Origin of the sequence: Actinomadura rubrisoli (assembly GCF_004349215.1) — a bacterium.
Classification (GTDB): Bacteria; Actinomycetota; Actinomycetes; order Streptosporangiales; family Streptosporangiaceae; genus Spirillospora; species Spirillospora rubrisoli.
In genome coordinates, this window is sequence record NZ_SMKU01000015.1 from 1 (window position 1) to 26,386 (window position 26,386).

Below are 26,386 nucleotides of genomic sequence, written 5' to 3' on the forward strand. Positions count from 1 at the left end.
CCCAGGCGCGAGCGCGGTTCACGCGTCCGCGCGCTCGGGCCCCGGCCTCCCGGAGCGCCAGGTCGGATCGAGCTACCTGATCGGCGCGAGCAGGATATCCGCTGAGAAGTCGACGAGAAACGAAGGCCATCGACCGTGCGCACGTACACCCCTAAGCCCGCTGACGTACAGCGTCAGTGGTACGTCATCGACGCGACCGATGTCGTGCTGGGCCGTCTCGCCAGTCAGGTCGCGCAGTTGCTTCGGGGTAAGCACAAGCCGATCTACGCCCCGCACCTGGACACCGGCGACTTCGTCGTCATCGTGAACGCGGGCAAGGTGGCGCTGTCCGGCCAGAAGCTGGAGCAGAAGAAGGCGTACCGGCACTCGGGCTACCCGGGCGGCCTCCGCTCGGTGTCCTATGCCGACCTGCTGGCCAAGCATCCCGAGCGGGCCGTCGAGAAGGCGATCAAGGGCATGCTGCCCAAGAACTCCCTCGGCCGGAAGATGTTCGGGAAGGTGAAGGTCTACGCCGGTCCGGATCACCCGCACCAGGCGCAGAAGCCGGTCCCGTTCGAGATCACCCAGATCAGCCAGATCAAGAAGTGACGCCCGGCGTGCGCGCCGCGCACGCGGTATCGGGCTGAGGCCGCCGGGGCACCCGGATGACCGGGCCAGCCGCCCTGGCTAGAAAACCCTAGGAGAATCGTGGACGAGTCCACCGGCACAGAGGCGCCCGCCGAGGGCGCCGAGCTCGACTCGTACGAGGACGCGCCGTCCGAGTACAGCACCGAGACCCCCGAGACCGCGGGCGAGGGCCTCCTCGGCCAGCCGGTCGCGACCGGCCCCTCCGCCGGCACCGGCCGCCGCAAGCAGGCCATCGCGCGGGTCCGCATCGTCCCCGGCTCCGGCCAGTGGAAGATCAACGGCCGTACCCTGGACCAGTACTTCCCCAACAAGGTCCACCAGCAGATCGTGAACGAGCCGTTCGTGCTGCTGGGCCTGGAGGGCCAGTGGGACGTGCTCGCCCGGGTCAACGGCGGCGGCACCACCGGCCAGGCCGGTGCGCTGCGCCTCGGCATCTCCCGCGCGCTGCAGTTCTCGAACATCGAGCACCGCCCGGCGCTGAAGAAGGCCGGATTCCTCACCCGCGACGCGCGGGTGCCGGAGCGCAAGAAGGCCGGTCTCAAGAAGGCCCGTAAGGCTCCGCAGTACAGCAAGCGTTAATCAACGGCACGAGCCGTCGCACCCCGAAGCTCTTCCGCGGCCGACCCGCATGGTCGGCGCACCGGGTGCGGCGGCTCGTCCGCATTTCCGGGGGCCGGTACGGCCGCCGTTCTCCCGCGCCCGGCTCCGGAAACTCGGACGGGCCGCCGGGTCGGCGGACGTGGCGGGGTGTGACCGTTAGATTTGACCGCACGAAGCGGACGGGACGTGCAGGACCCGTCCGCATCCGCGCGGTCTTTCTTTCTATCGGGAGTTGAACTGTGGGTCGTCTGTTCGGGACCGATGGCGTGCGCGGGCTCGCCAACCGCGATGTGACCGCCCGCCTCGCCCTGGATCTGTCCACCGCGGCGGTGCGGGTGCTGGGCGAGGAGGGTGCGTTCAAGGGGCACCGGCCGCTGGCGGTGGTCGGGCGGGATCCGCGGGCCTCGGGCGAGTTCCTGGAGGCCGCAGTGGTCGCGGGCCTGGCGAGCGCGGGCGTGGAGGTGCTGCGGCTCGGCGTCCTGCCGACGCCCGCGGTGGCCTACCTGACGCACACGCTGGACGCCGATCTCGGCGTGATGCTGTCGGCCTCGCACAACCCCGCCCCCGACAACGGGATCAAGTTCTTCGACCGCAGCGGCTACAAGCTGGCCGACGAGATCGAGGACCGGATCGAGGCGCGGCTCGGCGAGGAGTGGGACCCGCCGACGGGCGCCGGGGTCGGCCGCGTCCGCGAGGCGCACGGCGCCGTCGAGCAGTACGTGGCGCACCTGCTGTCGACGCTCCCGGTGTCGCTGGACGGGCTGCGCGTCGTGGTGGACTGCGCGAACGGCGCGTCCAGCGACGTGGCGCCCGAGGCGCTGCGCCGCGCCGGCGCCGAGGTGCTCACGATCGGGACGGCGCCGGACGGGCTGAACATCAACTCCGGGTGCGGCTCCACGCACCTGGAGGCGCTGCAGCGGGCCGTCCAGGAGAACGGAGCGGACGCGGGCATCGCCAACGACGGCGACGCCGACCGGTGCCTGGCCGTGACCGCGACGGGCGAGATCGTGGACGGCGACCAGATCATGGCGATCCTGGCGCTGGACCTGCGCGAGGCGGGCGTGCTGGCCGCCGACACCGTCGTCGCGACCGTGATGTCCAACCTGGGCTTCAAGCTGGCGATGCGCGAGGCCGGGATCGCCGTGGTGGAGACCGCCGTCGGCGACCGGTACGTGCTGGAGGCGATGAAGGAGGGCGGCTTCGGCTTCGGCGGCGAGCAGTCCGGCCACGTGATCATGCTGGACCACGCGACGACCGGCGACGGGGTGCTGACCGGGCTGCACCTGCTGGCGGCGATGGTGCGCCGGGGCCGCCCGCTGGACGAGCTGGCCAAGGCGATGACCCGGCTGCCGCAGGTGCTGATCAACGTCCGTGACGTGGACAAGGGGCGCGCGAAGAGCTCGCCCGAGCTGGCCGCGGCGGTCGCGGCGGCCGAGGAGGAGCTGGGCGACACCGGGCGGGTGCTGATCCGGCCGAGCGGCACCGAGCCGATGGTCCGGGTGATGGTCGAGGCGGCCTCGCAGGAGCGGGCGGAGTCGGTGGCCGAGCACCTGGCCGGGGTGGTGCGCACCGCCCTCGCCTGAGCCGGACGGCCGGACGGCCGGAGCGGCCGCGTGGAACGTGCCGCGCGGCCGTCCCGGCGGTCGAGGCAGCGGGCGGACGGTCAGCAGCGGGCGAGGAAGTCCTGCAGCGCGTCGTGGTCGGCGCGGGTCACGGGCAGCGAGTACTCCTTGGCGACCGCGACGTACTTGACCGCGTAGGCGCACTGGAAGCCCTTCTGCGGCTTCCACTCGCCGGGCCCCGAGTCGCTCTTCTGCCGGTTGGGCACGCCCCACACCGCCAGCAGGTTGTCGTGGTCGTTGGCGAACCGTTCGCGCTGGTCCTCGCCCCAGCGGGACGCCCCCATCCGCCAGGCGAGCGCGAGCGGGTAGACGTGGTCGATCTGCACCTCGGCGGCGTCCGACTTGGCGAACGCGATGTCCTTGCCGCTGTACGGGTCGTGCAGGCGCCCCGACAGCACGACGCACCGCCCCTTCTTCTCCACCTTGCCGAGGTCGCGGGCGAGGACGTCGTTGCGCTGGTCGCAGCCGTTGCGGTCGGTGTCCTTCCAGCGCGTCCCGAACTTGTCGCGCGCGTACCCGTCGCCGCCGCCCTCCGCCGCGATCCTGAGCCCGGACAGGTCCTTGCGCGCCCGTCCGGCGTCGTTCGCGGCGGGCTGGGAGCCGCCCGGCGCGGGGGTCCCGGAGCGGGTGTCGGAGAGGCCCACGCTGCCCTCGCACCCGCCCGCCGCCAGCGGGACGGCGAGCGCGAGGGACGCCACCGCCGCCGCCGTCCAGCGCCGTCCGCGCAGCCCGTCTCGGCCAAGCCACGCCGCCATGCCGTCACCATCCAGGGGTTTTCGCCGTAGTTTGCCTGCTTGGCCGGAATTAAACGATCACACCTTATGACCTGGGGCTCGCGAGCGCGGGCGCGGCGCGGCGCCCTGCTCATGAGGCACTATGTACGGCGTGCTTCACCTGAGAGCGATCGTCCCCACGGACCGGACGGAAGCGGTCTGCGCGGTGCTGGACGACTGCGCCGGCGCCACCAACGTCGTCGTCTTCCCCGGCGCGGCCCGCTCGCCGCGCGGCGACCTCGTGACCAGCGACATCGCCCGCGAGTCGGCCAACGAGGTGCTCGCCGGGCTGCGGGCGCTCGACATCGAGCGGGACGGGTCGATCGCGGTCGAGAACATCGACCTGTCCCTGTCGGACGCGGCGGAGCTGGCCGAGGAGCGGGCGCCCGGGCACGGCGACGACGCCGTCGTCTGGGCGGAGCTGGACCGGCGGGTCAGCGAGGGGGCGGCGCTGACCTGGTCGTTCGTGGCGTTCCTCGCGCTGGCGACGCAGCTTGCGGCAATCGCCGCGCTCATCGACTCGCCCGTCCTGGTGGTCGGCGCGATGGTCCTCGGCCCGGAGTTCGGCGCCGTGGCGGCGATCTGCTACGGCCTGACGCGCCGGCAGCCGTGGCGGATCGGGCAGGCGGTGTGGACCCTGGTGCTCGGGTTCCTCGTCGCGATCGTGATCACCTATGTGTGCGCGCTGGTCAGCCACTCGATCGGCGTGATCGAGATGGCCCGGCTGCCCGCCGAGCGCCCTCTCACCGCGTTCATCTACAGCCCGGACCGCTGGTCGTTCATCGTCGCGCTGCTGGCGGGGGCCGCCGGGGTGCTGTCGCTGACGGCGGGCAAGTCGTCGGCGCTGGTCGGGGTCTTCATCTCCGTCACCACCGTGCCCGCCGCGGGCAACCTCGCGGTCGCGCTCGCGCTCCGGCACGGCAGCGAGATCAACGGTTCGCTGCAGCAGCTCGGCGTGAACTTCGCCGGCATGATCATCGCCGGGACGCTGACGCTGCTCGTCCAACGCGGGGTGTGGGCCGTCGTCCTCCGCAAGAGGGGGAGCGCCGCCACCGGTCAACCCTGAGGGGGACGCCCCGCGGGCCGGTCAGGCACTAGGTTCGGGGTATGCCGATCATCGCCACCCAGGGGCTGACGATGAGGTTCCCCCGGGTGACCGCCCTGGACGACCTCTCGGTGGCCGTCGAATCCGGGGTCGTCGGGCTCGTCGGCGCCAACGGCGCCGGCAAGTCCACGCTCATCAAGATCCTGCTCGGGCTCCTGCCGCCCACCGCCGGGACCGCGACCGTGCTGGGCCTCGACATCGCCCGCGAGGGCCTGCGGATCCGCGAGAGCGTCGGGTTCATGCCCGAGTACGAGTGCCTGCCGCCCGACGTCTCGGCGACCGAGTTCGTCGTCCACATGGCGCGGATGTGCGGGCTGCCCCCGACCGCCGCCCGCGAGCGCGCCGCCGACACGCTGCGGCACGTCGGGCTCTACGAGGAGCGCTACCGTCCCATCGGCGGCTACTCCACCGGCATGCGTCAGCGGGTGAAGCTGGCCCAGGCCCTCGTCCACGACCCGAAACTCGTGTTCCTGGACGAGCCGACCAACGGCCTCGACCCCGCCGGACGCGACGAGATGCTCGACCTGATCCGGCGCATCGGCGCCGAGTTCGGGATCAGCGTCCTGGTCACCTCGCACCTGCTGGGCGAGCTGGAGCGCGTCTGCGACCACGTCGTCATCATCGACGGCGGCAAGCTGCTGCGCTCCCAGGCCGTCGAGGCGTACACGACCGCCAGCGGCGCCCTCACCGTCGAGGTGGACGAGGGACGCGACCTGCTCGGGCAGCGGCTCCACGACCAGGGCGCCACCGTCCGCCCCGAGGGCCGGTTCCTCGTCGTCGACATCGCCGGGGAGACGACCTACGACCTCGTCCGGGACGGCGTCGCCGACCTCGGGCTGCGGCTGATCCGGATGGAGCAGCGCCGCCACCACATCGAGGAGGTCTTCCAGGCCGGACCGCCCGAGGGCGCGGCGCAGGCCATGCCGCCGGGGGCCGCGCCGCCGGGGGCCCCGCCGCCGGAGGCCGTGCCCGGACCGCAGGGAGCGCCGCGATGAGCACCAGCACGATCCATGACATCGGCTACCGGCACTACGACGGCCGCCGCAACGGCCGCGCCTACGTGCTGCGGTCCCTGTACGTGCACAACCTGCGCGCCGCGTACGGGCTCGGACGTCCCGCCCGCGCCAAGGTGATGCCGTTCCTGCTGGGGGCGATCATGCTGCTGCCCGCCTCGGGCTCGGTGGCCGTCTTCTCGTTCACCAAGGAGCCGCAGGCGCTGATGCGCTACTCCTCCTACGCCTCCCTGCTCCAGGTGATCATCGCGATCTTCCTGGCCACGCAGGCGCCGGTGCTCGCCTCGCGGGAGCTGCGCTTCCACGTCGTCCCGCTGTACTTCTCGCGGCCGGTCGGCCATCTGGACTTCGTCCTGGCCAAGGTCGCGGCCATGACCACCGCGCTGTTCGCGCTCATGGCGGTGCCCGTCACCGTCCTGTACGCCGGCGGGCTGGTGACCAAGGTGCCCGACTCCAGCGGCCAGCTCTGGAAGTACCTGGGCGCCGTGGTCGGCTGCGCGCTGTTCGCCCTCGTCCTGGCGGCGATCGGGATGGTGGTCGCGGCGTTCACGCCGCGCCGCGGCTTCGGCGTCGCCGCGGTCATCGCCGTCTACATGATCAGCAGCACGTTCGTCCTGATCATCCAGGGCATCGCCGAGGCGCGGACCAACTTCACCCTCTCCGGCTGGATGGGGCTGTTCGCGCCGTTCAACCTGGTCGACATCGTCCAGGTGCGGCTGCTCGGCGCGGAGAAGTCCTCGGTGCAGGTGCCGCCCGGCCACACCGCCGGGGCCGTCGCCCTGGCGCTGTGCACGGTCATCGTCCTCGGCTCGATCGCGGTCCTGTACCGCCGGTTCAGGAAGGCGGGCCTGTCGTGACCGAGTTGAAGCTGGAGAGCGTGTCCCGCTGGTACGGCAACGTCGTCGCCGTCAACGGGATCTCCATGACCGTCGGCCCCGGCGTCACGGGACTGCTCGGCCCGAACGGCGCGGGCAAGTCGACGCTGATCCACATGATGGGCGGGTTCCTGGCCCCCTCGTCCGGCTCGATCACCCTGGACGGCGCGCCGATCTGGCAGAACCCCGAGATCTACCGCGTGCTCGGGCTCGTCCCGGAGCGCGAGGCCGCCTACGACTTCCTCACCGGCGATCAGTTCATCCTGTCCATGGCGCGCCTCCACAAGCTGCCCGACCCGCGCGCCGCCGCCCGGCGCGCGATCGCCCTGGTCGAGATGGAGTACGCCGCCGGACGCACGATCGGCACCTACTCCAAGGGCATGAAGCAGCGGATCAAGATGGCGTCGGCGCTGGTGCACGACCCGCCCGTCCTGCTGCTGGACGAGCCGTTCAACGGCATGGACCCGCGCCAGCGGATCCAGCTCATGGAACTGATCCGCCGGATGGCCGCCGAGGGCCGCACCATCCTGTTCAGCTCGCACATCCTGGAGGAGGTCGAGCGGCTCGCCAGCCACATCGAGGTGGTCGTGGCGGGCCGGCACGCCGCCTCCGGCGACTTCCGCAAGATCCGGCGGCTGATGACCGACCGGCCGCACATCTTCCTCGTCCGCTCGTCCGACGACCGGGGCCTCGCCGCCGCCGTCATCGCCGACGGGTCGGCCCGCAGCGTCCAGCTCACCGACAAGGGCCTCCAGGTCGAGGCGGTCGACTTCCAGCGCTTCACCTGGCTGCTGCCCCAGGTGTCCCGCGACGCGGGCGTGCGGCTGTGGGAGGTCTCCCCGGCGGACGAGTCCCTCGAAAGCGTCTTCTCCTACCTCGTGGCCCGGTGACGGCATGAACTCGACCATCGCGATGATCACGTTCCGGGCGATGCTCGGACGCCGCCGCGCGCTGCTCCTGCTGGCGCTGCCGCTGATGCTGCTCGTCCTCGCCCTCATCCTGCGCTCCTCCGGCGAGAACGACATCGACATCTCCGCGGACGTGCTGCAGAGGTTCGGGCTCGCGACCCTGCTGCCGCTGCTCGCGCTGATCGCCGGCACCGGCGTGATCGGGCCGGAGATCGACGACGGCCAGATCATGTACGTGCTGACCAAGCCCATCCCGCGCCAGGTGATCGTGCTGACGAAGCTGGCGGTGGCGATCGTCCTGGTGACGGTGTTCGCGACCGTGCCGACGCTGCTGGCCGGGCTCCTGCTGACGGGGACGACCGCCGGGATGGCGCCCGCCTTCGCGGCCGGGGTCCTGGTCGGCGGCTTCGCCTACAGCGCCGTCTTCGTCGCCCTGGCCGTGGCCAGCCGCAACGCCGTGACGATCGGCCTGTTGTACGCGCTGGTGTGGGAGACGCTGCTCGGAAACTTCGCGCCGGGCGCCAAGTCGGCGTCCATCCTGCAGTGGTCCCTGGCGGTCACCGACTCGCTGACCGAGGCGTCGCCGGTCAAGTCGTCCGTCGACCTCCCGGTGGCGATCCCGCTGCTGATCCTGGTCACGGCCGCCGGCACCCTCCTGGCCTCCTACCGGCTCCGCTCCCTGCCGGTCGCCAGCGCCGACTGAACAGAGGCCACACGGGGTCAGATGCGGCGCAGGCGGACCCGCTGGACGGCGTGCTCGCGGTCCTTGTGGAGGACGAGCGTGGCGCGGGCGCGCGTCGGCAGGATGTTGGAGACCAGGTTGATCTCGTTGACGTCGCGCCAGACGCGCTGGGCGAACGCGGCCGTCTCGTCCTCGTCCAGCTCGCGGGCGTACTTGTGGAAGTACGAGCGGGGATCGGTGAACGCGGTGCGGCGCAGGGCGAACAGGCGGTCGACGTACCACTGCCGGATGTCCTCGACGCGGGCGTCCACATAGATGGAGAAGTCGAAGAAGTCCGACACGCCGAGCTGGCCGGCGGGAGGAGCCTGGAGGACGTTCAGGCCCTCCACGATCAGGATGTCGGGACGCCGGACGGTCTGCGACGCGCCCGGGACGATGTCGTACTCCAGATGGGAGTAGACGGGGATCGCGTGCTCGCGCGCCCCCGACTTGATCGCCGACACGAACCGGACGAGGGCGCGCCGGTCGTAGGACTCGGGGAAGCCCTTGCGGTCCATGATCCCGCGCTCGGTCAGGATCGCGTTCGGGTAAAGGAAGCTGTCGGTGGTGACCAGCTCGACGGTGGGGTGCTCCGGCCAGCGGGCCAGCAGCGTCCGCAGCAGCCGCGACGTCGTGGACTTGCCGACCGCGACGCTGCCCGCCACCCCGATGATGAACGGGGTGGGCTCCACCTCGCCGCCGAGGAACCCGCTGACGGTGTCGCGCAGGCGGCCGTCCGACTGGAAGAACAGGTCCAGCAGCCGGGAGAGCGGCAGGTAGACGTCCTCGACCTCGGCGATGTCGATCGGATCTCGTAACCCCCGCAGCGCGTCCAGCTCACCGGGCGTGAGGGGCAGCGGGGTGTTCTCCCGCAGGGCGCGCCAGGCGTCGCGAGAGAGTTCCACGTAAGGGCTCGGCACGCTGTCCCATCCACTCGTCATGGCATGACAGTAGTCAAGTGCCCGGCTCCATCTCCGGACTTTCACCGAGCGTCCACGCTAGCGCCACGCTTATACGCCACATGCAGGTAGGTCCCGGGATGGACACCCAATAGGCTGGCCACCATGTGCGGAATCGTGGGTTACGTGGGCGGCAGGCCGGCGCTCGACGTCGTGGTCGAGGGGCTGGCGCGGCTGGAGTACCGCGGCTACGACTCGGCCGGGGTGGCCGTGCTGGCCGACGGGCGGCTGGGGACGGCGAAGCGCGCGGGCAAGCTCGTCAACCTGAGGGGCGCCCTGGAGGAGGACCCGCCCCCGGCGGGGACGCTCGGCATGGGCCACACGCGGTGGGCGACGCACGGCGCGCCGAACGACCGCAACGCCCACCCGCACCTCGACTGCGCCGGCTCCGTCGCGGTGATCCACAACGGGATCATCGAGAACTTCGCCGCGCTGCGCGGCGAGCTGGAGGAGGCCGGCCACAAGCTCGGGTCCGACACCGACACCGAGGCCGTCGCCCACCTGCTGGAGGACGAGCTGAAGTCCGGCGGCGACCTGGCCGCGGCGATGCGCCGCGTCTGCGGGCGGCTGGAGGGCGCGTTCACGCTGGTCGCGATGCACACCGGCGACCCCGGCCTGGTGGTGGGCGCGCGCCGCAACTCGCCGCTGGTGGTGGGCGTCGGGGACGGCGAGAACTTCCTCGCCAGCGACGTCGCCGCGTTCATCGCCCATACCCGGGACGCGATCGAGCTGGGCCAGGACCAGATCGTCGAGCTGCGCGCCGACGGGGTGACGGTCACCGACTTCGAGGGCCGCCCCGCCGAGGTGAAGGAGTACCACGTCGACTGGGACGTGTCGGCCGCGGAGAAGGGCGGCTACGACTACTTCATGCTCAAGGAGATCGCCGAGCAGCCGCGGGCCGTCGCCGACACCCTGCTCGGGCGGATCGGGACCGACGGCCGGCTCACCCTGGACGAGATGCGCATCTCCGACCGGGAGCTCCGCGACGTCGACAAGATCATCATCGTGGCGTGCGGGACGTCGTACCACGCCGGGCTGATCGCCAAGTACGCGATCGAGCACTGGGCCGGGCTGCCCTGCGAGGTCGAGCTGGCCAGCGAGTTCCGCTACCGGGACGCGATCCTGTCGCCGACCACGCTGGTCATCGCGATCTCCCAGTCGGGCGAGACGATGGACGCGCTGATGGCCGTCCGGCACGCCCGCGAGCAGAAGGCCAAGCTCCTGGGCATCTGCAACGTCAACGGCTCCACGCTGCCGCGCGAGTGCGACGGCGTCCTGTACACCCACGCCGGGCCGGAGATCGCGGTCGCGTCCACGAAGGCGTTCCTGACGCAGCTGGTCGCGGTCTACCTGATCGCGCTCTACATCGCGCAGGTGCGGGGCACCAAGTGGGGCGACGAGGTCTTCGCGATGGTGCAGCTCCTGGAGCGGATGCCGGAGAAGGTGGAGAAGGTCCTGGAGACGATGGAGCCGGTCCGGGAGCTGGCCCGGTCGCTGGCGGGGGAGCGGTGCGTGCTGTTCCTCGGCCGCCACGTCGGGTTCCCGGTCGCGCTGGAGGGCGCGCTGAAGCTCAAGGAGCTGGCGTACATGCACGCCGAGGGCTTCGCCGCCGGCGAGCTCAAGCACGGCCCGATCGCGCTGATCGAGGCCGGGCTGCCCGTCGTGGTGGTCGTCCCGCCGCGGGCCCGGGACGTGCTGCACGACAAGATCGTCTCCAACATCCAGGAGATCCGCGCCCGGGGCGCCCGGACGATCGTGATCGCCGAGGAGGGCGACGCGTCGGTCGAGCCGTACGCCGACACGCTGATCAGCGTGCCCGCCGTCCCGACGCTGCTCCAGCCGCTGGTCACGACCGTCCCGCTCCAGGTGTTCGCGTGCGAGCTGGCCACGGCCAAGGGCCACGACGTCGACCAGCCGCGCAACCTGGCCAAGTCCGTCACGGTCGAATAGCGGTATAGCGGGATAACGGCCCGATAACAGACCGTATCGCCCGGAACCACCCGTCACCGGGCCGCGTCGCAGGGGAAGCCCTGGCGCGGCGGGAGGTGGCGGGTGTTCGGGATCGAGGCGCGCGGCGTGGCGCGGAGCTTCGGCACGGTGCACGCCCTGCGCGGGCTCGACCTCACCGTGCCGTACGGGCAGGTCACGGCCCTGGTCGGACCGAACGGCGCGGGCAAGACCACGCTCCTGCTCATCCTCGCGACCCTGCTCGGCCCGGACGAGGGCCTCGTGCGGATCGCGGGTCATGACGTCCGCACCCATCCCCGCCAGGCGCGCGACGCGCTCGGCTGGATGCCCGACACGTTCGGCGTGTACGACCAGCTGACGGTGGACGAGTACCTCGCGTTCTTCGCCGACGCCTACGGGCTGCCCAAGGACGAGCGGCCGCGCCGGATCCGGGCGCTGCTGTCCCTCGTCCACCTGGACGACCACCTCGGGCGGCCCGTCCACGCCTTGTCGCGCGGGCAGAAGCAGCGGCTCGGCGTGGCGCGGGCCCTCGTGCACCGTCCGCGCGTCCTGCTGCTGGACGAGCCCGCCTCCGGCCTCGACCCGCGCTCGCGCGTGGAGCTGCGCGACCTGCTGCGGGCGCTGGCGGCCGACGGGGTCGCCGTGCTGGTGTCCAGCCACATCCTCAGCGAGCTGGAGGAGATCGCCGACCGGGTCGTCCTGGTCGACCACGGCCGGACGGTCGGCGAGCACGCCATGGCCGACCTCGCGGGCGCAGCCGCCGGCGTCCGCTGGCGGATCCGCTCCCTCGATCCCGAACGCCTGGCCCGCGCCCTCCCCGCCGCCCTCGAAGCCGCCCTCGACCCACCCGTGCCCAGCACGCCGGGCGGACCGGGCGGACCGGAGCCTGTTCGTGACCTTCCGGGCGGTGCCGAGGTCGGGCCGCTCACCGAGACCGAGGCGGCCGCGCTGCTGGCGGCGCTGGTCACCCGGGGCGTCCCGGTGACCGGTCTCGCGCCGGCCGGCAGCGCGCTGGAGTCGGCCTACCTGGCGATGACGGAGAACCGGAGGTGAGCGGGCGATGACCCTGCGGGGGATCGGCCTGGTGGCGCGGCAGGAGATCAGGACCCGGCTGCGGACGGGCCGCTGGAAGGTGCTGCTCGGCGTCTGGTTCGTGGTCGTGAACGGTCTCGGCCTGCTGTTCCGGCTGGCGCTGGAGGCGGACGGCATCTCCTCGTTCGGAGAGCCCGGCGTGCCGATGTTCGGCGGCGTCCTGCTCGGGGTGCTCGTCCTCACGCTGCTGGTCACCCCGGCGCTCGGCGCCCAGTCGATCAACGGCGACCGGGAGCGCGGCACGCTGGCCACCCTCCAGGTCACCCGGCTCGCGCCCGGCGACATCGCGGTCGGCAAGCTCGCCGCCGCCTGGGGGACGGGCCTGCTCATCCTGCTGCTGACGCTGCCCTGCGTGCTCTTTCCGGTCGCCGAGGGCGCGGTCGGACCGGGCCGCGCGCTGGTCGTGCTCGTCGTCATGGCCCTGCTCATCGGCATCGTGTGCGCCGTCTCGCAGGGCTGGTCGGCGCTGCTGGCACGCAGCATCACCTCGGTGCTCCTGTCGTACCTGACGGTGTTCGGGCTGATCGTCGGCACGCCGCTGCTGTTCACGATCGCGCTTCCCTTCGCCGCCGAGCGCCACGGCGTGGACGGCTACGACGAGGAGCGCACCGACCGTGTCTGGTGGCTGCTGGCGCCCAACCCCGTCGTCGTGCTGGCGGACGCGGCGCCGCGGCTGCCCAAGCGGACCGTCCGGTCCGGGGACGTGGTGTACACGCGGTCGCCGTCGTCGGACCCGCTGGGCGGCATCAGCCGCGAGGTGCGCCAGATCCATGCGGGCGACGACGCGGGCCCGGATCCGGAATTGCCGGTCTGGCCGTACGGGCTGGCCTTCGATCTGGCCATCGCCGCGGGCGCGGTCTGGATATCGGCGGCACGGCTGCGCACGCCCCTCCACCGCGTTCCGAAGGGCGTCCGTGTGGCCTGAATCTCAATTCGGCGATGAATTGAGAATCTCAGTCAGGGTGGAACTCTCAAGGGCGGTCGTGCCGGCCGCCCTTGACCTCGTCGGTGAACGCCCGCCATTCCCCGGGCCCGAACTCCAGCCGGTATGCGGCTCCCTCGTTCGCCCCGTGACTGTCGCGCACGGAGATCACCTCGCCGTCAATGCGCGCGATCTCGACGCATCCGTTGCTGGCGCCGCATCGGGTGCTCCTCCTCCATCGGGCGGGCGGTGTCGCATCGAAACTCATTCCGGCTCCTGCCTCGAAAGTTGCATCTGCCCGCGGCCGCGCTGCCGGTGACTCAAGCACACGGTAACAAGATCGCCGGAAACGGGTGATCATCGACGGCCCGGTGGTGCCGGTGGGACGGGCGGGACGAGGTAGGCCCAGGGTTTGGTGTGGGACGGCGGCGAGCCGGGCCCGGCGGGCGCTCGCCCCCTGGCCCGGCTCGCCCGGCGCCGGCCGGGCCCTGCCTCAAGCGACGAGGTCAGAGCGCCGGCCGAGCACCGTCAGCCCACGTCGAATTCGCCCTTCTTGGCTCGTTCGACGAAGTCGCGCCACTCTCCACGGGAGAAGGACAGGACCGGGCTCTGCGTTCCGTGCTTCGCGTCCCGCGCCCCGACGAAAGGGGACGGACCGGCCAATGTGGCCACTTCGACGCAGGTGTTGCTCGCCCCGCAGTGGGCGCTTCTCCGCCATTGCGGAACAGGAGTGGCGAAAGGGGACACCAGGAGCCTTTCACATGGTTAAAGCCACTCCGCGGACCCCTTACCAGGCGTCTCTGACCTCGATGATGCGCCGCCGGGAATCGGCGGCGTTCAGGGCCTGACCTGCAAGGCTTGTATAGGCGAGCCTGTACATATAAGTAACAGTCTCATCCGCAAAGTGGCTGATTGTCAGCGATTCGGTGTGCACGATATCAGGAAAGACGATGTCATGCACCGGTGAGAATTCCAGCAGAATAAACGTTTCCGCCAGCACCGAGTGGGCGCCGTCCAGCGGGAGTATCTGGACGTTCACGCCCGGAAGCTCTGCCATCCTGCGGAGATGTTCGAGCTGCTCGCGCATGACCTTGCGGTCGCCGATCCGGCGCCGCAGAACCGCTTCGTCGAGAACCACCGACAGTTCCAGCGGATTCGCGCGGCGCAGGAGTTCCTGGCGCCGAATCCGCACCTCGACCCTGCGCTCCAGTTCCTGGGGCGGAAGGGTCGCGAGAGCACTCCATCCACCGATCACGTGCCGCGCGTAACTCTCCGTCTGGAGCAGCCCCGGGATGACGGTGCTGCCCCATTCCCGGACGGCCGTGGCCTCCGACTCCAGGGCGATGAAGTCCGCGAGCGGGCTCGGCAGGTCGCGGTAGTCCTCCCACCAGCCCCGTTCGGCGGCGTCGTGCGCCAGGGAGACGAGGTCGTCGTGCCGGGCGCCGTCGATCTCGTAAAGGTCGAGGAGGCGGCGTACATCGCTGATCTTCGCGCCGGTCCGCGCGTTCTCGATCCGGCTGACCTTGGCGGTGGACCAGGCCAGTCGCTCGGCGACCTCGTCTCCGGTGAGTCCCTTCCGCTCGCGCAGTCTCCGAAGTTCGGCGGCCAGCCGCCGCTGCCGGACGGAGGGACCTCGGGAAGTGCTCATTGCCGGAGCCTCTCCAGTCCTCGACGGACTGTTCTGGGCGCATTCTGCCGCACGGGGGCGCGGCAGTGCGAACACATCGGACCGATGAACGCGATTCTACGGCCGAAGATTCTTTTGCGCACTTGGCAATGCAACTTGCATCGAAATTTTCGGAGCCGCCGGAAGCCGCGGGAAGCCGCGTCCGGGCGGCCTACCGGCGTCACGTGGGACGGGCCCGCACGTCCCCCTGCGGAACGGCCCGGCGCGGTTGCGGAGAGCGCTCGCGTGGCACGCTAAGGATGTGATCGGCGGGACGGCGCGGGTGGGGAGCTGCGGATGAGGTACGCGCACGAGGTCGGCAAGGTGCGGGCGGCGGAGCGGGCCCTGATGGCACGGCTGCCGGAGGGCACGCTGATGCAGCGCGCCGCCGCCGGCCTGGCGTCGACCTGCGCCCGGCTCCTGCCCGCCGTGTACGGGGCGCGCGTGGTGCTCCTCGTGGGCGGCGGCGACAACGGCGGCGACGCCCTGCACGCGGGGGCGCGGCTGGCCCGCCGCGGCGCCCGCGTGTCCGCCGTCCAGGCGGGCTCCAAGATCCACCAGGAGGGCCTGGCGGCGCTGCGGGCCGGCGGGGGCCGCCTGCTGGAAGCGGAGGCCGACGGCGCCGCGGCGATCGAGGCGGCCGACCTGATCATCGACGGGCTGACCGGGATCGGCGGGACGGGCGGCCTGCGCGAGCCCCACGCCACTCTGGCCGCGCAGGCGTCGCAGGCCACCGGCCTGGTCGTCGCGTGCGACGTGCCGAGCGGTGTGGACGCGGGGACCGGGCGGGTCGAGGGCGCGGCCGTCCACGCCGACGTGACCGTCACGTTCGGGACCTACAAGGCCGGGCTGCTGATCGACCCCGGCGCGTCCCGCTGCGGCGTGGTCGAGCTGATCGACATCGGCCTCGGCGGCGACCTGCCCGATCCGGACGTGGTGGCGCCCTGGCCGGTGGACGTCCAGCCGCCCGAGCCGGGGCCCGAGTCCGACAAGTACCGGCGCGGCGTGGTCGGGATCCTCGCGGGCGGCGACGAGTTCACCGGCGCGGCCGTCCTGTGCACCGGGGGCGCGGTGCGGGGCGGCGCGGGCATGGTGCGGTTCGCGTCCGCGGCGCATCCGGTCGAGCTGGTCCGGCACCGCTGGCCCGAGGCCGTCACCACGGTGATCGAGGCGGGCCCGGCTTCCGGAGGCGAGATCCTGGAGCGGGTCGGGCGGGTGCAGGCGTGGGTCGTCGGCCCCGGCCTCGGCACGGGCGAGGCGGCGGAGTCGCTGCTGGAGGCCGCCCTCGCCACCGAGCTGCCCGTGCTGGTGGACGCGGACGGGCTCACCGTCCTCGCGCGCCGCCGCGACCTGCTCCGCCGGCAGGCGCCGACCGTCCTCACCCCGCACGCGGGCGAGCTGTCCCGGCTCGTCGGCGCCGACCGCGAGGCGATCGAGGCGCGCCGGCTGGAGCACGTCCGGCGGGCGGCGGCCGAGCTCTCGGCGACCGTCCTGCTCAAGGGCTCGACGACCCTGGTCGCCGAGCAGGACCGTCCAGTGCGGGCGAACCCCACCGGGACGTCCCGGCTGGCCACGGCCGGCACCGGCGACGTCCTGTCCGGCCTGATCGGCGCCCTGCTGGCCGGCGGGATGGCCGCGCTCGACGCGGCGGCCGCGGGCGCCTACCTGCACGGCCTGGCCGCCCGCCTGGCCTCCTCGCCCGGGTCCCACCCGTCCGGGTCCCCGATCAGCGCCGGCGACGTCATCACGGCCCTCCCGGACGCCTTCCGCGCCCTCCTCTGACCGCCTCCGCTCCGTGAGCGAACGGGATTCGGTCGTCCGGCGATGAACCAGGCAGGGGACATTCGCGTCATAGCGGGTATTGGGCACCGCGGGTGCTCACAGGACTACGGGGAACGTGCCATGGGGGCGTGAGCAGGACGAAGATGCTCCGGTCACGCCCCCGGGAACGGCACACTGGGTGACCATGAAGGTTCCAGCGAAGGCACGCGTCGATCTCGACGCCATCGGCGCCAACACCGCCCTGCTGCGCGAACGCGCCGGCGGGGCCGAGGTCATGGCCATGGTGAAGGCGGAGGCTTACGGGCACGGGCTGATCGAGGCGGGCCGCGCCGCGCTCGTCGGCGGCGCCACGTGGCTGGGCGTCGCCAGGCTCGCCGAGGCGGTCCGGCTGCGCGAGGCCGGGGTGACCGCCCCGACGCTGGTCTGCCTCGGCGTCCCCGGCGAGCCGTACGAGGAGGCCGTCGCGCGGGACGTCGACCTGGCCGCCGGCGCGATCTGGCTGATCGAGGAGATCGTCACGGCGGCCGAGCGGGCGGGACGCCCGGCCCGGGTGCACCTCAAGGCCGACACGGGCATGAGCCGCGGCGGCACCGGCGAGCGGGACTGGCCCGCGCTGGTCGACGCCGCGCTGAAGGCCGAGGCCGCCGGCCACCTGCGGGTCGTCGGGGTCTTCTCGCACCTCGCCTGCGCGGACGAGCCGGGCCATCCGTCCGTCGCGGCCCAGCTCGGCACGTTCACCGCGATGCTGGAGCACGCCGAGCGGGCCGGGGCGCGCCTTGAGGTCCGGCACCTGGCGAACTCGCCGGCCCTGCTGACGCTCCCCGAGGCGCGGTTCGACCTCGTCCGGCCCGGGATCGCGGTGTACGGGCTGTCGCCGGTGCCCGAGCTCGGCTCGTTCGGGCTGCGGCCGGCGATGTCCCTGGTCGCGGACGCGGCGCTGGTGAAGCGCGTCCCGGCGGGCAGCGGCGTGTCGTACGGTCACGCCTACCACACCGAGCGGGAGACCACCCTGGCCGTCGTCCCGGCCGGATACGGGGACGGGGTCCCCAGGCACGGGTCCAACCTGCTGGAGGTCCTCGCCGCCGGGCGCCGGCGGCGGATCGCCGGGCGGGTCTGCATGGACCAGTTCGTCATCGACATCGGGGACGACGACCTGTCCGCGGGCGATGAGATCCTCCTGTTCGGGCCGGGCGACGCCGGGGAGCCGACCGCGCAGGAGTGGGCGGACGCCCTGGGGACGATCTCGTATGAGATCGTCACCCGGATCGGTGCCCGTGTGCCGAGGGTGTACACGGGACGGGCGCTGTAGGGGGCCGCGCACATGGGCAGCAGGAGCAAGCGCAACATCGGCATCATCGGCGCCGTGGCGGGCGTCGGCGCGGCGGGCGTGGGCGCGGCCGTGGGACTGCGGCGCCTGGCCGTCGGGCGGGTGCGGCTGCGGCCGGACCCGGACGCCGGGGAGCCGTTCGGCGGGCTGCGCGGCCGGGAGCTGACCGTCCTCGCCGACGACGGCCTCCCGCTGCACGTCGAGGTGGACGGCCCGGACGACGCCGACCTGACGGTCGTGTTCTGCCACGGCTACACCCTCACCCAGGACTCCTGGCACTACCAGCGGCGCGACCTCCAGGGGCGCCTCCGGGCGGTCTTCTGGGACCAGCGCAGCCACGGCCGCTCGGGCCGCAGCCTGCCGACGCACGCGACGATCGACCAGACCGGCGAGGACCTGTGGGCGGTGCTGCGGGCCACGATCGGGCCGGACGAGCCCGTGGTGCTCGTGGGCCACTCCATGGGCGGTATGTCGATCATGGCGCTGGCGGAGCGGCATCCCGAGGTGTTCGAGGAGCGGGTCGCGGGCGTCGCGCTGGTCAACACCTCCTGCGGGGACATGGCGGAGATGACGCTGGGGCTGCCGCTGGTACTGGCCAAGCTCGTCCGGCCGCTGGCGCCCGGGGCGCTGCGCGGCCTCGGCCGCCGCGCCGACCTGGTGGACCGGGCCCGCGGGCTGGGCGCCGACCTGGCGTTCGTGGTCACCCGGAAGATGGCGTTCGCCGACAAGCACGTCAGCCCGACCGTGGTCGGCTTCCTGGAGGAGATGATCAGGGCGACGCCGATCGACGTGATCGCCGAGTTCTACCCGGCGCTGGCCGCCCACGACAAGTGCGCGGCGCTCGACGTGATCGGCAAGGTGCCCGTTCTGGTGCTGGCGGGCGGGCGGGACCGGCTGACCCCGGCCGCGCACGGCCGCCGCATCGCCGCGGCGCTGCCGGACGCGGAGCTGGTCGAGGTGGACGAGGCGGGGCACGTCCTGCCCCTGGAGTATCCGGGCGTGGTCACCGGCGGGCTGCGCCGGCTGGTCGAGCGCGTCCGTCCCGAGTACGAGGAGGAGCGGACGGCGTGAGCGGCACATCCCTGACCGTGCCCACCGCGGCGGACATGCGGGAGCTGGGGCTGCGGCTGGCCGTCCTGCTGCGGCCGGGCGACCTGCTCGTCCTGACGGGCGATCTCGGCGCCGGCAAGACGACGCTCACCCAGGCGATCGGCGAGGGGCTGAAGGTGCGGGGGCCGGTCACCTCGCCCACGTTCGTCATCGCGCGGGTGCACCCGTCGCTGGCCGGCGGCCCCCCGCTGGTGCACGTCGACGCCTACCGGCTGGGCGGTTTCGCGGAGCTGGACGATCTCGATCTCGACGCCTCGGTGGCCGAATCGGTGACGGTCGTGGAATGGGGAGAAGGGCTCGCGGAGGGCCTCGCCGACGACCGGCTGGAAGTGATCATTTCTCGCGGGACCGGTCCCGGGGAGACGCGCGAAGTTTGGATCAAGGGCATCGGTGATCGCTGGTCCGACCTGGACTTTGACCGCCACTGAGACCGCTACTGAGACCGCCACTGAAACCGCCGCTGAGAGGCGGCGGACCGCCCGCCATATTCGGCCAGCGCGGATTGGGCTACTTTGCGGTGGCATGTCGTACTCTTTGCCGAACGAACCTCACCCCGTGACATATCAGGTTCCCTAAAGCAGGAGTGGAATCCGGTGAGTGGCAGCCATGACAGCGGAGGTCACCGCGCCGACAGCGGTGGCTACCACGCGGACAGCGGTGGTTACCGTACGGAAAGCGGCGGCTACCGCACCAGCACGGGCGGCTACAGGTCGGCCAGCGGGAACTACCGGGCGGGCAGCGGCAGCCACCGCGTCGTGCGCGAGCGCCGCACCGGACGGCGGGTGGCGATCCTGCTGGCCGTGGTCGGCGCCGGAGCCGTCGCCTGCGCGCTGGCCGCGTTCGCCTTCCTGAGCGGCGGTACGAGCGGCGACCGCGACTCCGGCCAGGTCGTCGGCAGCGGCTCCCCCGACGGCTCGCCGACGTCCAAGGGCGAGCTCACCCTCGTCCCCGACGCCTGCACGCTGGTGGACGACGCGCTCGCCGGCCGCCTCGCGCCCGGCGCCGCGCGCAACCAGGCCGACAGCTACCAGGGCAACGACCGGCAGAACCAGTGCGTGTGGGGCGCCTACGCGGGGGAGCGCAAGCGCCAGCTCACCGTGGAGCTCCGCGCGCTCGCCGGGGCCGCCGGGCAGTCCGCCACCGCCGCCGCGCAGCGCGCGTTCGCCTCCGAGCGCGCGGACGACGAGTCCGGCAAGGGGCTGCTGGCCGGGCAGGAGCTCACCGAGAAGACCCGGCTGGGCGACGTCGGGGACGAGGGCTACGTCGTCTACAGCGTCGACACGGGCCAGGGCTCGGGCGAGGCCATCGCCAACGTCCGGTCCGTGAACGTCCTGATGACCATCCACTACTCGGGGTCCAACAAGGGCGACCCGCTCGACTCCAAGGCCGCCGCCAACGGGGTCGTGGAGGTCGCGAAGGCCGTCCTCCAGCGCCTCACCGAAGCCTGACGGCCCGGATCCCGGGCGACCGGGGACCGGGAGGGCGCCGATCCGCGGGACGGCGCCCGGTAGCAGCCCGCGACCTGCACTAGGCTTTCAGTCCGTGCTGGTCTTGGCTTTCGACACCGCGACCGCCGCGATCACCGTGGCGCTGTACGAGTGGATCCCCGGCGAGGGCGCCCGGCGCCGAGGCGCGGCCGAGGCCGTCGACCGGCGCCGGCACACCGAGCTGCTCACCCCGTCCATCGCCGAGGTGCTGGCGGAGGCGGGGGCGGCGCCCGACGACCTGAGCGCCATCGCCGTGGGCGTCGGCCCCGGCCCGTACACCGGGCTGCGGGTGGGCCTGGTCACGGCCCGCGCCATGGGCGAGGCCCTCAACGTGCCCGTCCACGGCTTCTGCACGCTGGACGTCATCGCCTGGGCCACCGGACGGGACGAGCCGTTCGCCGTCGCCACCGATGCCCGCCGCAAAGAGGTCTACTGGGCGCGGTACGCGTCGTTCCGCGCGCGCGTCACCGAGCCTGTCGTGGGCCCGCCGTCCGCCGTCCTGGACGGTGCGCCCGGCGGTCTGCCCGTCGTGGGCGAGGGGGCGGCCCTCTACCCGGACGTCCTCGGCGACGGCGATCACGAGCCGCTGCTGCCCACCGCGGCGGCGCTCGCGGAGCTGGCCATCGGCCGGCTCGCCGGCGAGCCCGGCCCCGAGCTGCTGCCGCCCGAGCCGCTCTACCTGCGCAGGCCCGACGCCAAGGAGCCCGGCCCCCGCAAGAAGGTGACGCCGGCGTGAGCGAGGTCGTCGTGCGGGCCATGGCGCATGCGGACCTGCCCGCCGTCCACCGGCTGGAGCGCGTGCTGTTCCCCGAGGACGCCTGGAGCGAGGACATGCTCCGCGAGGAGCTCGACGACCAGCCCCGCACCCGGCACTACGTGGTGGCCGAGGCGCCCGGCGGCGAGATCGTCGGCTACGCCGGGCTGGCCGCGGCGGGCGGGCAGGCCGACGTCCAGACCATCGGGGTGCGCGCCGACATGCGCGGCGCGGGCGTCGGCGCCGCCCTGCTCGCCGAGCTGATGGACGAGGCGGTCCGCCGCGGCAGCGAGGCCGTGTTCCTGGAGGTCCGCGCCGACAACGCGGGGGCCCGGCGGCTCTACGAGCGGTTCGGCTTCGGCGAGGTCGGCGTCCGCAAGCGCTACTACCAGCCCTCGGACGTGGACGCGATCGTGATGCGCCGCGTCCTGCGCCGCCGTCCCGCGGGCTTCACCGCAGACAGGGAGGACACGTGATCCGCGACTCCGAGCCGCTGGTGCTCGGCATCGAGACCTCGTGCGACGAGACCGGGGTCGGCCTCGTCCGGGGGCACACGCTGCTGGCGGACGCCATCGCGTCCAGCGTCGAGCAGCACGCCAGGTTCGGCGGCGTCGTGCCCGAGGTCGCCTCCCGGGCGCACCTGGAGGCGATGACGCCGACCGTGGAGCGCGCCCTGGCCGACGCGGGCGTGTCCTTCAACGACGTCGACGCGTTCGCGGTGACGGCCGGGCCGGGCCTGCCGGGTGCGCTGATGGTCGGCGTGGCCGCCGCCAAGGCGTACGCGCTATCACTGGGCAAGCCGCTGTACGGCGTCAACCACCTGGCCGCGCACGTCTGCGTCGACCAGCTCGAACACGGCCCGCTGCCCAAGCCGTGCGTGGCGATGCTGGTGTCCGGCGGCCACTCCTCGCTGCTGCTGGTGCCGGACGTGGCGAGCGACGTCCGGTCGCTCGGCAGCACGGTGGACGACGCGGCGGGCGAGGCGTTCGACAAGGTCGCACGTGTCCTGGACCTGGGGTTCCCCGGCGGGCCGGTGATCGACCGGATGGCCCGCGACGGCGACCCGGCCGCCATCGCGTTCCCGCGCGGGAAGTACAACGACGGCACCTACGACTTCTCGTTCTCCGGGCTCAAGACGGCCGTGGCCCGCTGGGTGGAGGCCAGGGAGCGGGCCGGGGAGCCCGTCCCGGTCGCGGACGTCGCGGCGTCCTTCCAGGAGGCCGTCGTGGACGTCCTCACCCAGAAGGCCCTCAAGGTCTGCAAGGACAACGGCGTCCACGACCTGCTGATCGGCGGCGGCGTCGCGGCCAACTCCCGGCTGCGCGCGCTGGCGGCGGAGCGCTGCGAGGCCGCCGGGGTCCGGCTGCGGGTGCCGCGCCCGAAGCTGTGCACCGACAACGGCGCGATGGTCGCCGCGCTGGGCGCGGAGCTGGTCTCCTCCGACCTGCCCCCGTCCGACCTGGAGGTCCCGGCCGACTCCAGCCTGCCGATCGAGACGGTCACCCTCTGACCCGAGGATTCGCGGCGGCCCGCGTGGGGTTCTGCTCAGGAGCCGGTGCCGAGGTCGGCCAGCAGGGCGGCCAGGTGGTCCTCCAGCAGCGGGACCTTCGCCTCGTCGATGATGCGGCCGTCGTCCTCGGGCAGCAGGTCGAGCAGGCAGCGCACGTCCCAGTAGGGGTCGTGCACGTGGCCCCCCGACACCTGGTCGAACGCGGCCAGGAACCGGTCGGCGACGGGCCGCCCGTACCGCAGGACGAGGCCGCGCCGCATGCGCGCGATGTCGACCGCGACGGGCCCGGACGAGGCGTCCGACCAGTCGACCACGCCGGTGAGCTTCCCGTACGACCACAGCGTGTTGTCGGGGTGGTAGTCGCGGTGGATGAACCGGGCGGGCGCCCCGGGCGGCGGCCCGGCCGCGACCTCGAACGCGCGGTCCCACAGCTCGGGGCGCAGCGCGTGCTTGGGCGGGAGCCGCACGTCGAGCCGGTTGTAGGGCATGTACGGCGGCATCGTGGACGCGCCGTTCAGGGCGTGGATCGACAGCAGCGCCGCGGCGAGCTGGATGAGGTACTCGGGCAGGTCGTCGGGCGCCGGGCGGGGCGGGTGGCCGACGAGCCGGGTGATCAGCAGCGCGGGGACGTCGCAGTAGGCGCCCGCCGGGTCGGCGGCGACGAGCGAGGGGGTCGGGATCTCGCAGCCGGCCAGCAGCGCCAGCGCGGCGATCTCGCGCTCGGGGGAGAACTCGGCGTCCCCGTAGGAGCGGCGGGCGGCGAGGCCGGAGTCGACGCCGGTGGGCGCGCCGTCGCGGGCCGTCCAGCGGCGCAGGACGAGCCGGTGGGCGCTGCCCGAGCGGCTCTCCACCAGCAGCGCGTGGTTGGCGTGGGCGGAACCGCCCGCCAGCGGCCGCACCATCCGCACCTCGGCGCCCTCGCCGAGGCAGCTCTCGACCCAGCGCAGGGTGGCGTGGCTGGGCGGTGCGCCGGACGGCAGGCAGGGAGCCGTGGTGTGGGTCACGAGATCCATGAAAACGGATTCCGAAGGGTATTGGGAGTGATTTTGCGAAGACGGAACGTAACAAAATGCACGTCATCGACGTGTCTTGAGGGAACCCCTTCGGTCGTCGCGTCGGTTTGCCGGACAAACTCCGCGTATTCCGATGGGTATCCGAAGCCCGGGAGACGGCCGCCGGGACAGGCGGCCGGGACGGGCCGCCTGGGGTGGACGGGCGGACGGGGGTGGGGCCCGAGCGGCCCCACCCGACCTGCCTAGTCCTTGCCCTCGCGGCGCGGGCGCAGCAGCGCCTCCGCCAGGGCCAGCATCGTCTCCTCCAGCGTGGACAGCCGCTTGAGCACGTCCTCGTGCACCGCGTTGACCTGCTTGGAGACGTCGTCGTGGACGCCGTCGACGCGCCGCCCGAGGTCGCCCTGCACGTCGGTGAAGCGCTTGCCGAACTCGGCCTGCACCGCCTCGGCGCGCCGTCCGACCTCGTCCTGCACGCCGTCCACGCGCCGGGCGAACTCCTCCTGGACCCCGCCGACGTGGCGGACGACGTCCTCCTGCATGTTGCCGACCTGCTTGGCGACGTTCTCCTGGATGCTGCCGACCTGCCGCGTGACGTCCTCGTGGATGTCGCCGATGCGCTTGCCGAAGTCGTCGTGGACCCCGCTGACCTGCCGGGCCACCTCGTGGTGCACCGACTCGACCTGCTTGGTCACATCGATGTGCACCGACTCCACGCGCCGGGAGACGATGTCCACCTGCGTGGTGAACTCCTCCAGGGCGCCGTCGACCTTCTTGGTGACCTCCTCGTGGATCCCCTCGATGCGCTTGCGGACGTCCTCGTGCACGTCCTCGAACCGGCGGGAGAACTCGTCCATGCGCTTGGCGACGTCGCTGTAGGCCGTCTCGGCGATCTGGGACATGGTCGCCTTGACCTCGTCCCGGTCCGGCCGGGCGCGCAGCTCCTCGATCAGCGGGTCGACCGCGTCGGCGAGGTGCTTCTCCAGCGCGTCGAACCGGTCGCTGTGGTCGGTCATCGGACGCTGCACGAGCTCGCCCAGCAGCCGGTGCAGCTCCGCGATCTCCAGCGTGGCCGGGAGCCGCCCGATGCGCTCGCCCACGCCGTCGATGCGCCCGTCGATGCTCTCGAAGCGCCCGTCCAGGCCCTCCAGCTTGCCCGACAACCCCTCCAGCCGGCCGTCGACGCCGTCCAGCCGCCCGTCCAGGCCGTCCAGCCGCCCGCCGACGCCCTCGACCCGGCCGTTGACCGCCTCCAGCCCCTGCTCCATCCGCTCGGCCATCTCGCCGAGCGCCTGGTCGACCCGCGCCGTGACACCGTTGATCGAATGTTCGAGCCGCTCGGACCGGTGGCCCAGCTCGGCCAGCGACTTGTCGAGCCGGTTGAAGCGGACGGACGCGGCCTCCATGCTGCCCTGGAGCTTGTCGAGCCGCTTGGTCATCTCCTCCATGCGCTGCGTGGCCTGCTGCGTGGCCTCGGTGATGTGGTGCGCGGAGTCGAGGATGGCCTGGATGCGGGTCAGGCCCTCGTCGACGTTCTCGGCGACGACCCCGACGTCGGCCCACAGCGCGGGCAGCTCGGCGACGGGCTTGACCCGCTCGCCGAACGCCTCGATGTGCTCGGCGAGGCCCTCCGCCCATTCCGGGGGCTTGCTGGACAGGTCGTCGACCTGCCCCCGGACGCTGTCGATCTGCCCGGTCAGCCCGCTGAGCTCCCGCTCGCGGACCTCGCGGAGCAGCCACTCCATACCCTCCAGCCGCTGGCGGATCTCGTCCAGGACCTGACCCTGTGAGCGCTGTTCATAGACGTGGTCCTGCGCCGCACGGGCGAGCAACTCCCGCATCCGATCCGAGACCGGTTGACCCCCCGTCTGCAGGAAGTTGTGATTCGTTTCCACCCGATGCTCCTTCGTGTGCCGACGCGACGAAATGGCGCACGGCAATGAATCGTGAAGACGCCACTGTAGTGCGTGTGGACCGCCGCTATAACGGGTAGCAGGGAACATCGCGAGTTCTGTCGAATGCGCCTGTTATCCCTATCGGGGGAGTTGCTGGCTATCGTACCTCCTTGAGGGAAATTTCTGATTTGGGAGTGATGTGGCAAATGTAGGGTGGAGTCCGATTCCGTGGCGGCGCCCCGACGTGCGCGAGGGGCCTGGCGGCGGGCGCTCTGTCCGTACATCTCGTCCAACATCGTCAGTTCGCGTCGCGGGGCGCGGGCGCCCCGCGCGGCGGTCGCGGACCGTGCCCTGCCGGGGCCCGGTGGGCCGCCGACCTTTTAGAGGCGGCATTCAGGGCCGCCGAAGGCCCTGCCGCTGAACCTGTCTTGGTGTTTCTTCGCCTGAGGATCTCGACGCGACGATTCCCGTGCCGCGTTACGGCCTTGCCGGTCGCCCGCAATCCCTGGTCAACGCAATGCCGGAAAACGCCGATGATTTGCTCCGACGTGGCGCGTCGCCCGGTCCCGCTTGGCGTTGCCCGGGCGGGCGGAAGATCTTTGGCCCGATTAGCGGCGCGGCACCGCCCCCGGGCGGGTCAGACCCGTCCGGAGGCCGCGA

The 26,386-nt window shown here is 72.4% G+C and carries 26 protein-coding genes; 19 read left to right on the forward strand and 7 right to left on the reverse strand.

Annotated features, from left to right (window positions below; translation table 11 throughout):
• The first annotated feature begins 135 nt into the window (after positions 1-135).
• The 3 genes from rplM (at position 136) to glmM (ending at position 2,810) form a co-directional block, all read left to right on the forward strand.
• Positions 136-588: a 50S ribosomal protein L13 gene (gene rplM / locus E1298_RS05810; protein ID WP_131889715.1), complete on the forward strand. Its 453-nt coding sequence runs from the start codon at positions 136-138 to the stop codon at positions 586-588.
• Positions 589-687: 99 nt separating this feature from the next.
• On the forward strand, positions 688-1,206 hold the full coding sequence (rpsI, locus tag E1298_RS05815; RefSeq protein ID WP_131889716.1) for a 30S ribosomal protein S9: 519 nt from the start codon (positions 688-690) through the stop codon (positions 1,204-1,206).
• A gap of 260 nt (positions 1,207-1,466) precedes the next feature.
• Positions 1,467-2,810, forward strand: a complete 1,344-nt coding sequence (glmM, locus tag E1298_RS05820) for a phosphoglucosamine mutase (protein ID WP_131889717.1) — start codon at positions 1,467-1,469, stop codon at positions 2,808-2,810.
• 80 nt (positions 2,811-2,890) lie between these two features.
• Here the strand turns inward: glmM and E1298_RS05825 are convergent, their stop codons facing one another.
• Positions 2,891-3,604: an HNH endonuclease family protein gene (locus E1298_RS05825; RefSeq protein ID WP_131889718.1), complete on the reverse strand. Its 714-nt coding sequence runs from the start codon at positions 3,602-3,604 to the stop codon at positions 2,891-2,893.
• A 130-nt stretch (positions 3,605-3,734) separates the two neighbouring features.
• On the opposite strand from E1298_RS05825, the gene E1298_RS05830 reads away from it, so the two are divergent.
• From E1298_RS05830 to E1298_RS05850, 5 genes are read left to right on the forward strand one after another with little or no spacing between them, the layout of a single operon-like run.
• Positions 3,735-4,688: a DUF389 domain-containing protein gene (locus E1298_RS05830; protein ID WP_131889719.1), complete on the forward strand. Its 954-nt coding sequence runs from the start codon at positions 3,735-3,737 to the stop codon at positions 4,686-4,688.
• 41 nt (positions 4,689-4,729) lie between these two features.
• The gene (locus tag E1298_RS05835; RefSeq protein ID WP_131889720.1) at positions 4,730-5,722 is read left to right on the forward strand and encodes an ABC transporter ATP-binding protein; all 993 of its coding nucleotides are present in this window, start codon (positions 4,730-4,732) and stop codon (positions 5,720-5,722) included.
• Positions 5,719-6,597, forward strand: a complete 879-nt coding sequence (locus E1298_RS05840) for an ABC transporter permease (protein WP_131889721.1) — start codon at positions 5,719-5,721, stop codon at positions 6,595-6,597. The genes E1298_RS05835 and E1298_RS05840 overlap by 4 nt, the downstream gene beginning before the upstream one ends.
• A complete protein-coding gene (locus E1298_RS05845) occupies positions 6,594-7,505 on the forward strand; it encodes an ABC transporter ATP-binding protein (RefSeq protein WP_131889722.1) in 912 nt (303 codons plus the stop codon). Before E1298_RS05840 ends, E1298_RS05845 begins: the two co-directional genes overlap by 4 nt.
• A gap of 4 nt (positions 7,506-7,509) precedes the next feature.
• Entirely contained in the window at positions 7,510-8,226 is a 717-nt protein-coding gene (locus E1298_RS05850; protein WP_131889723.1) for an ABC transporter permease, read from the forward strand.
• Positions 8,227-8,243: 17 nt separating this feature from the next.
• Here E1298_RS05850 and coaA read toward each other — a convergent pair whose 3' ends face one another.
• Positions 8,244-9,185 carry a type I pantothenate kinase gene (gene coaA / locus E1298_RS05855; RefSeq protein WP_131889724.1) on the reverse strand — a complete coding sequence of 314 codons (942 nt, stop codon included), beginning with the start codon at positions 9,183-9,185 and terminating at the stop codon, positions 8,244-8,246.
• Between the two features lie 123 nt (positions 9,186-9,308).
• On the opposite strand from coaA, the gene glmS reads away from it, so the two are divergent.
• The 3 genes from glmS to E1298_RS05870 all read left to right on the forward strand — a co-directional run bounded on the left by glmS (position 9,309) and on the right by E1298_RS05870 (position 13,188).
• Positions 9,309-11,153: a glutamine--fructose-6-phosphate transaminase (isomerizing) gene (gene glmS / locus E1298_RS05860; protein WP_131889725.1), complete on the forward strand. Its 1,845-nt coding sequence runs from the start codon at positions 9,309-9,311 to the stop codon at positions 11,151-11,153.
• Positions 11,154-11,255: 102 nt separating this feature from the next.
• Positions 11,256-12,224: an ABC transporter ATP-binding protein gene (locus tag E1298_RS05865; RefSeq protein ID WP_131889726.1), complete on the forward strand. Its 969-nt coding sequence runs from the start codon at positions 11,256-11,258 to the stop codon at positions 12,222-12,224.
• A 7-nt stretch (positions 12,225-12,231) separates the two neighbouring features.
• The gene (locus E1298_RS05870; RefSeq protein WP_131889727.1) at positions 12,232-13,188 is read left to right on the forward strand and encodes an ABC transporter permease; all 957 of its coding nucleotides are present in this window, start codon (positions 12,232-12,234) and stop codon (positions 13,186-13,188) included.
• 46 nt (positions 13,189-13,234) lie between these two features.
• Here E1298_RS05870 and E1298_RS05875 read toward each other — a convergent pair whose 3' ends face one another.
• The 3 genes from E1298_RS05875 to E1298_RS05885 form a co-directional block, all read right to left on the reverse strand.
• Entirely contained in the window at positions 13,235-13,546 is a 312-nt protein-coding gene (locus E1298_RS05875) for a DUF397 domain-containing protein (protein ID WP_341770595.1), read from the reverse strand.
• 167 nt (positions 13,547-13,713) lie between these two features.
• Complete coding sequence (locus tag E1298_RS50190) at positions 13,714-13,932, reverse strand: DUF397 domain-containing protein (protein WP_131889729.1); 219 nt, start codon at positions 13,930-13,932, stop codon at positions 13,714-13,716.
• A 40-nt stretch (positions 13,933-13,972) separates the two neighbouring features.
• Positions 13,973-14,833 (reverse strand): helix-turn-helix domain-containing protein, encoded by an 861-nt coding sequence (locus tag E1298_RS05885; RefSeq protein ID WP_131889730.1) that lies wholly within the window; start codon positions 14,831-14,833, stop codon positions 13,973-13,975.
• Between the two features lie 315 nt (positions 14,834-15,148).
• On the opposite strand from E1298_RS05885, the gene E1298_RS05890 reads away from it, so the two are divergent.
• From E1298_RS05890 to tsaD, 8 genes are all read left to right on the forward strand, one after another.
• Entirely contained in the window at positions 15,149-16,633 is a 1,485-nt protein-coding gene (locus E1298_RS05890; protein WP_131889731.1) for an NAD(P)H-hydrate dehydratase, read from the forward strand.
• A 184-nt stretch (positions 16,634-16,817) separates the two neighbouring features.
• Positions 16,818-17,942: an alanine racemase gene (gene alr / locus E1298_RS05895; protein WP_131889732.1), complete on the forward strand. Its 1,125-nt coding sequence runs from the start codon at positions 16,818-16,820 to the stop codon at positions 17,940-17,942.
• 12 nt (positions 17,943-17,954) lie between these two features.
• On the forward strand, positions 17,955-19,031 hold the full coding sequence (locus E1298_RS05900) for an alpha/beta fold hydrolase (RefSeq protein WP_131889734.1): 1,077 nt from the start codon (positions 17,955-17,957) through the stop codon (positions 19,029-19,031).
• 35 nt (positions 19,032-19,066) lie between these two features.
• A complete protein-coding gene (gene tsaE, locus E1298_RS05905) occupies positions 19,067-19,498 on the forward strand; it encodes a tRNA (adenosine(37)-N6)-threonylcarbamoyltransferase complex ATPase subunit type 1 TsaE (protein WP_131889782.1) in 432 nt (143 codons plus the stop codon).
• A gap of 165 nt (positions 19,499-19,663) precedes the next feature.
• On the forward strand, positions 19,664-20,518 hold the full coding sequence (locus E1298_RS05910) for a hypothetical protein (RefSeq protein ID WP_131889736.1): 855 nt from the start codon (positions 19,664-19,666) through the stop codon (positions 20,516-20,518).
• Between the two features lie 94 nt (positions 20,519-20,612).
• Positions 20,613-21,293, forward strand: coding sequence for a tRNA (adenosine(37)-N6)-threonylcarbamoyltransferase complex dimerization subunit type 1 TsaB (tsaB, locus tag E1298_RS05915; RefSeq protein WP_131889738.1), 681 nt, complete (start codon positions 20,613-20,615; stop codon positions 21,291-21,293).
• Between the two features lie 20 nt (positions 21,294-21,313).
• On the forward strand, positions 21,314-21,787 hold the full coding sequence (rimI, locus tag E1298_RS05920) for a ribosomal protein S18-alanine N-acetyltransferase (protein WP_131889784.1): 474 nt from the start codon (positions 21,314-21,316) through the stop codon (positions 21,785-21,787).
• Positions 21,784-22,821, forward strand: coding sequence for a tRNA (adenosine(37)-N6)-threonylcarbamoyltransferase complex transferase subunit TsaD (gene tsaD / locus E1298_RS05925; RefSeq protein ID WP_131889740.1), 1,038 nt, complete (start codon positions 21,784-21,786; stop codon positions 22,819-22,821). The genes rimI and tsaD overlap by 4 nt, the downstream gene beginning before the upstream one ends.
• 35 nt (positions 22,822-22,856) lie before the next feature.
• Here tsaD and E1298_RS05930 read toward each other — a convergent pair whose 3' ends face one another.
• Both E1298_RS05930 and E1298_RS05935 read right to left on the reverse strand, forming a co-directional pair.
• Positions 22,857-23,834 carry a phosphotransferase family protein gene (locus E1298_RS05930; RefSeq protein WP_131889742.1) on the reverse strand — a complete coding sequence of 326 codons (978 nt, stop codon included), beginning with the start codon at positions 23,832-23,834 and terminating at the stop codon, positions 22,857-22,859.
• A 242-nt stretch (positions 23,835-24,076) separates the two neighbouring features.
• On the reverse strand, positions 24,077-25,726 hold the full coding sequence (locus E1298_RS05935) for an apolipoprotein A-IV repeat region-like domain-containing protein (RefSeq protein WP_131889744.1): 1,650 nt from the start codon (positions 25,724-25,726) through the stop codon (positions 24,077-24,079).
• Positions 25,727-26,386: the final 660 nt, after the last annotated feature.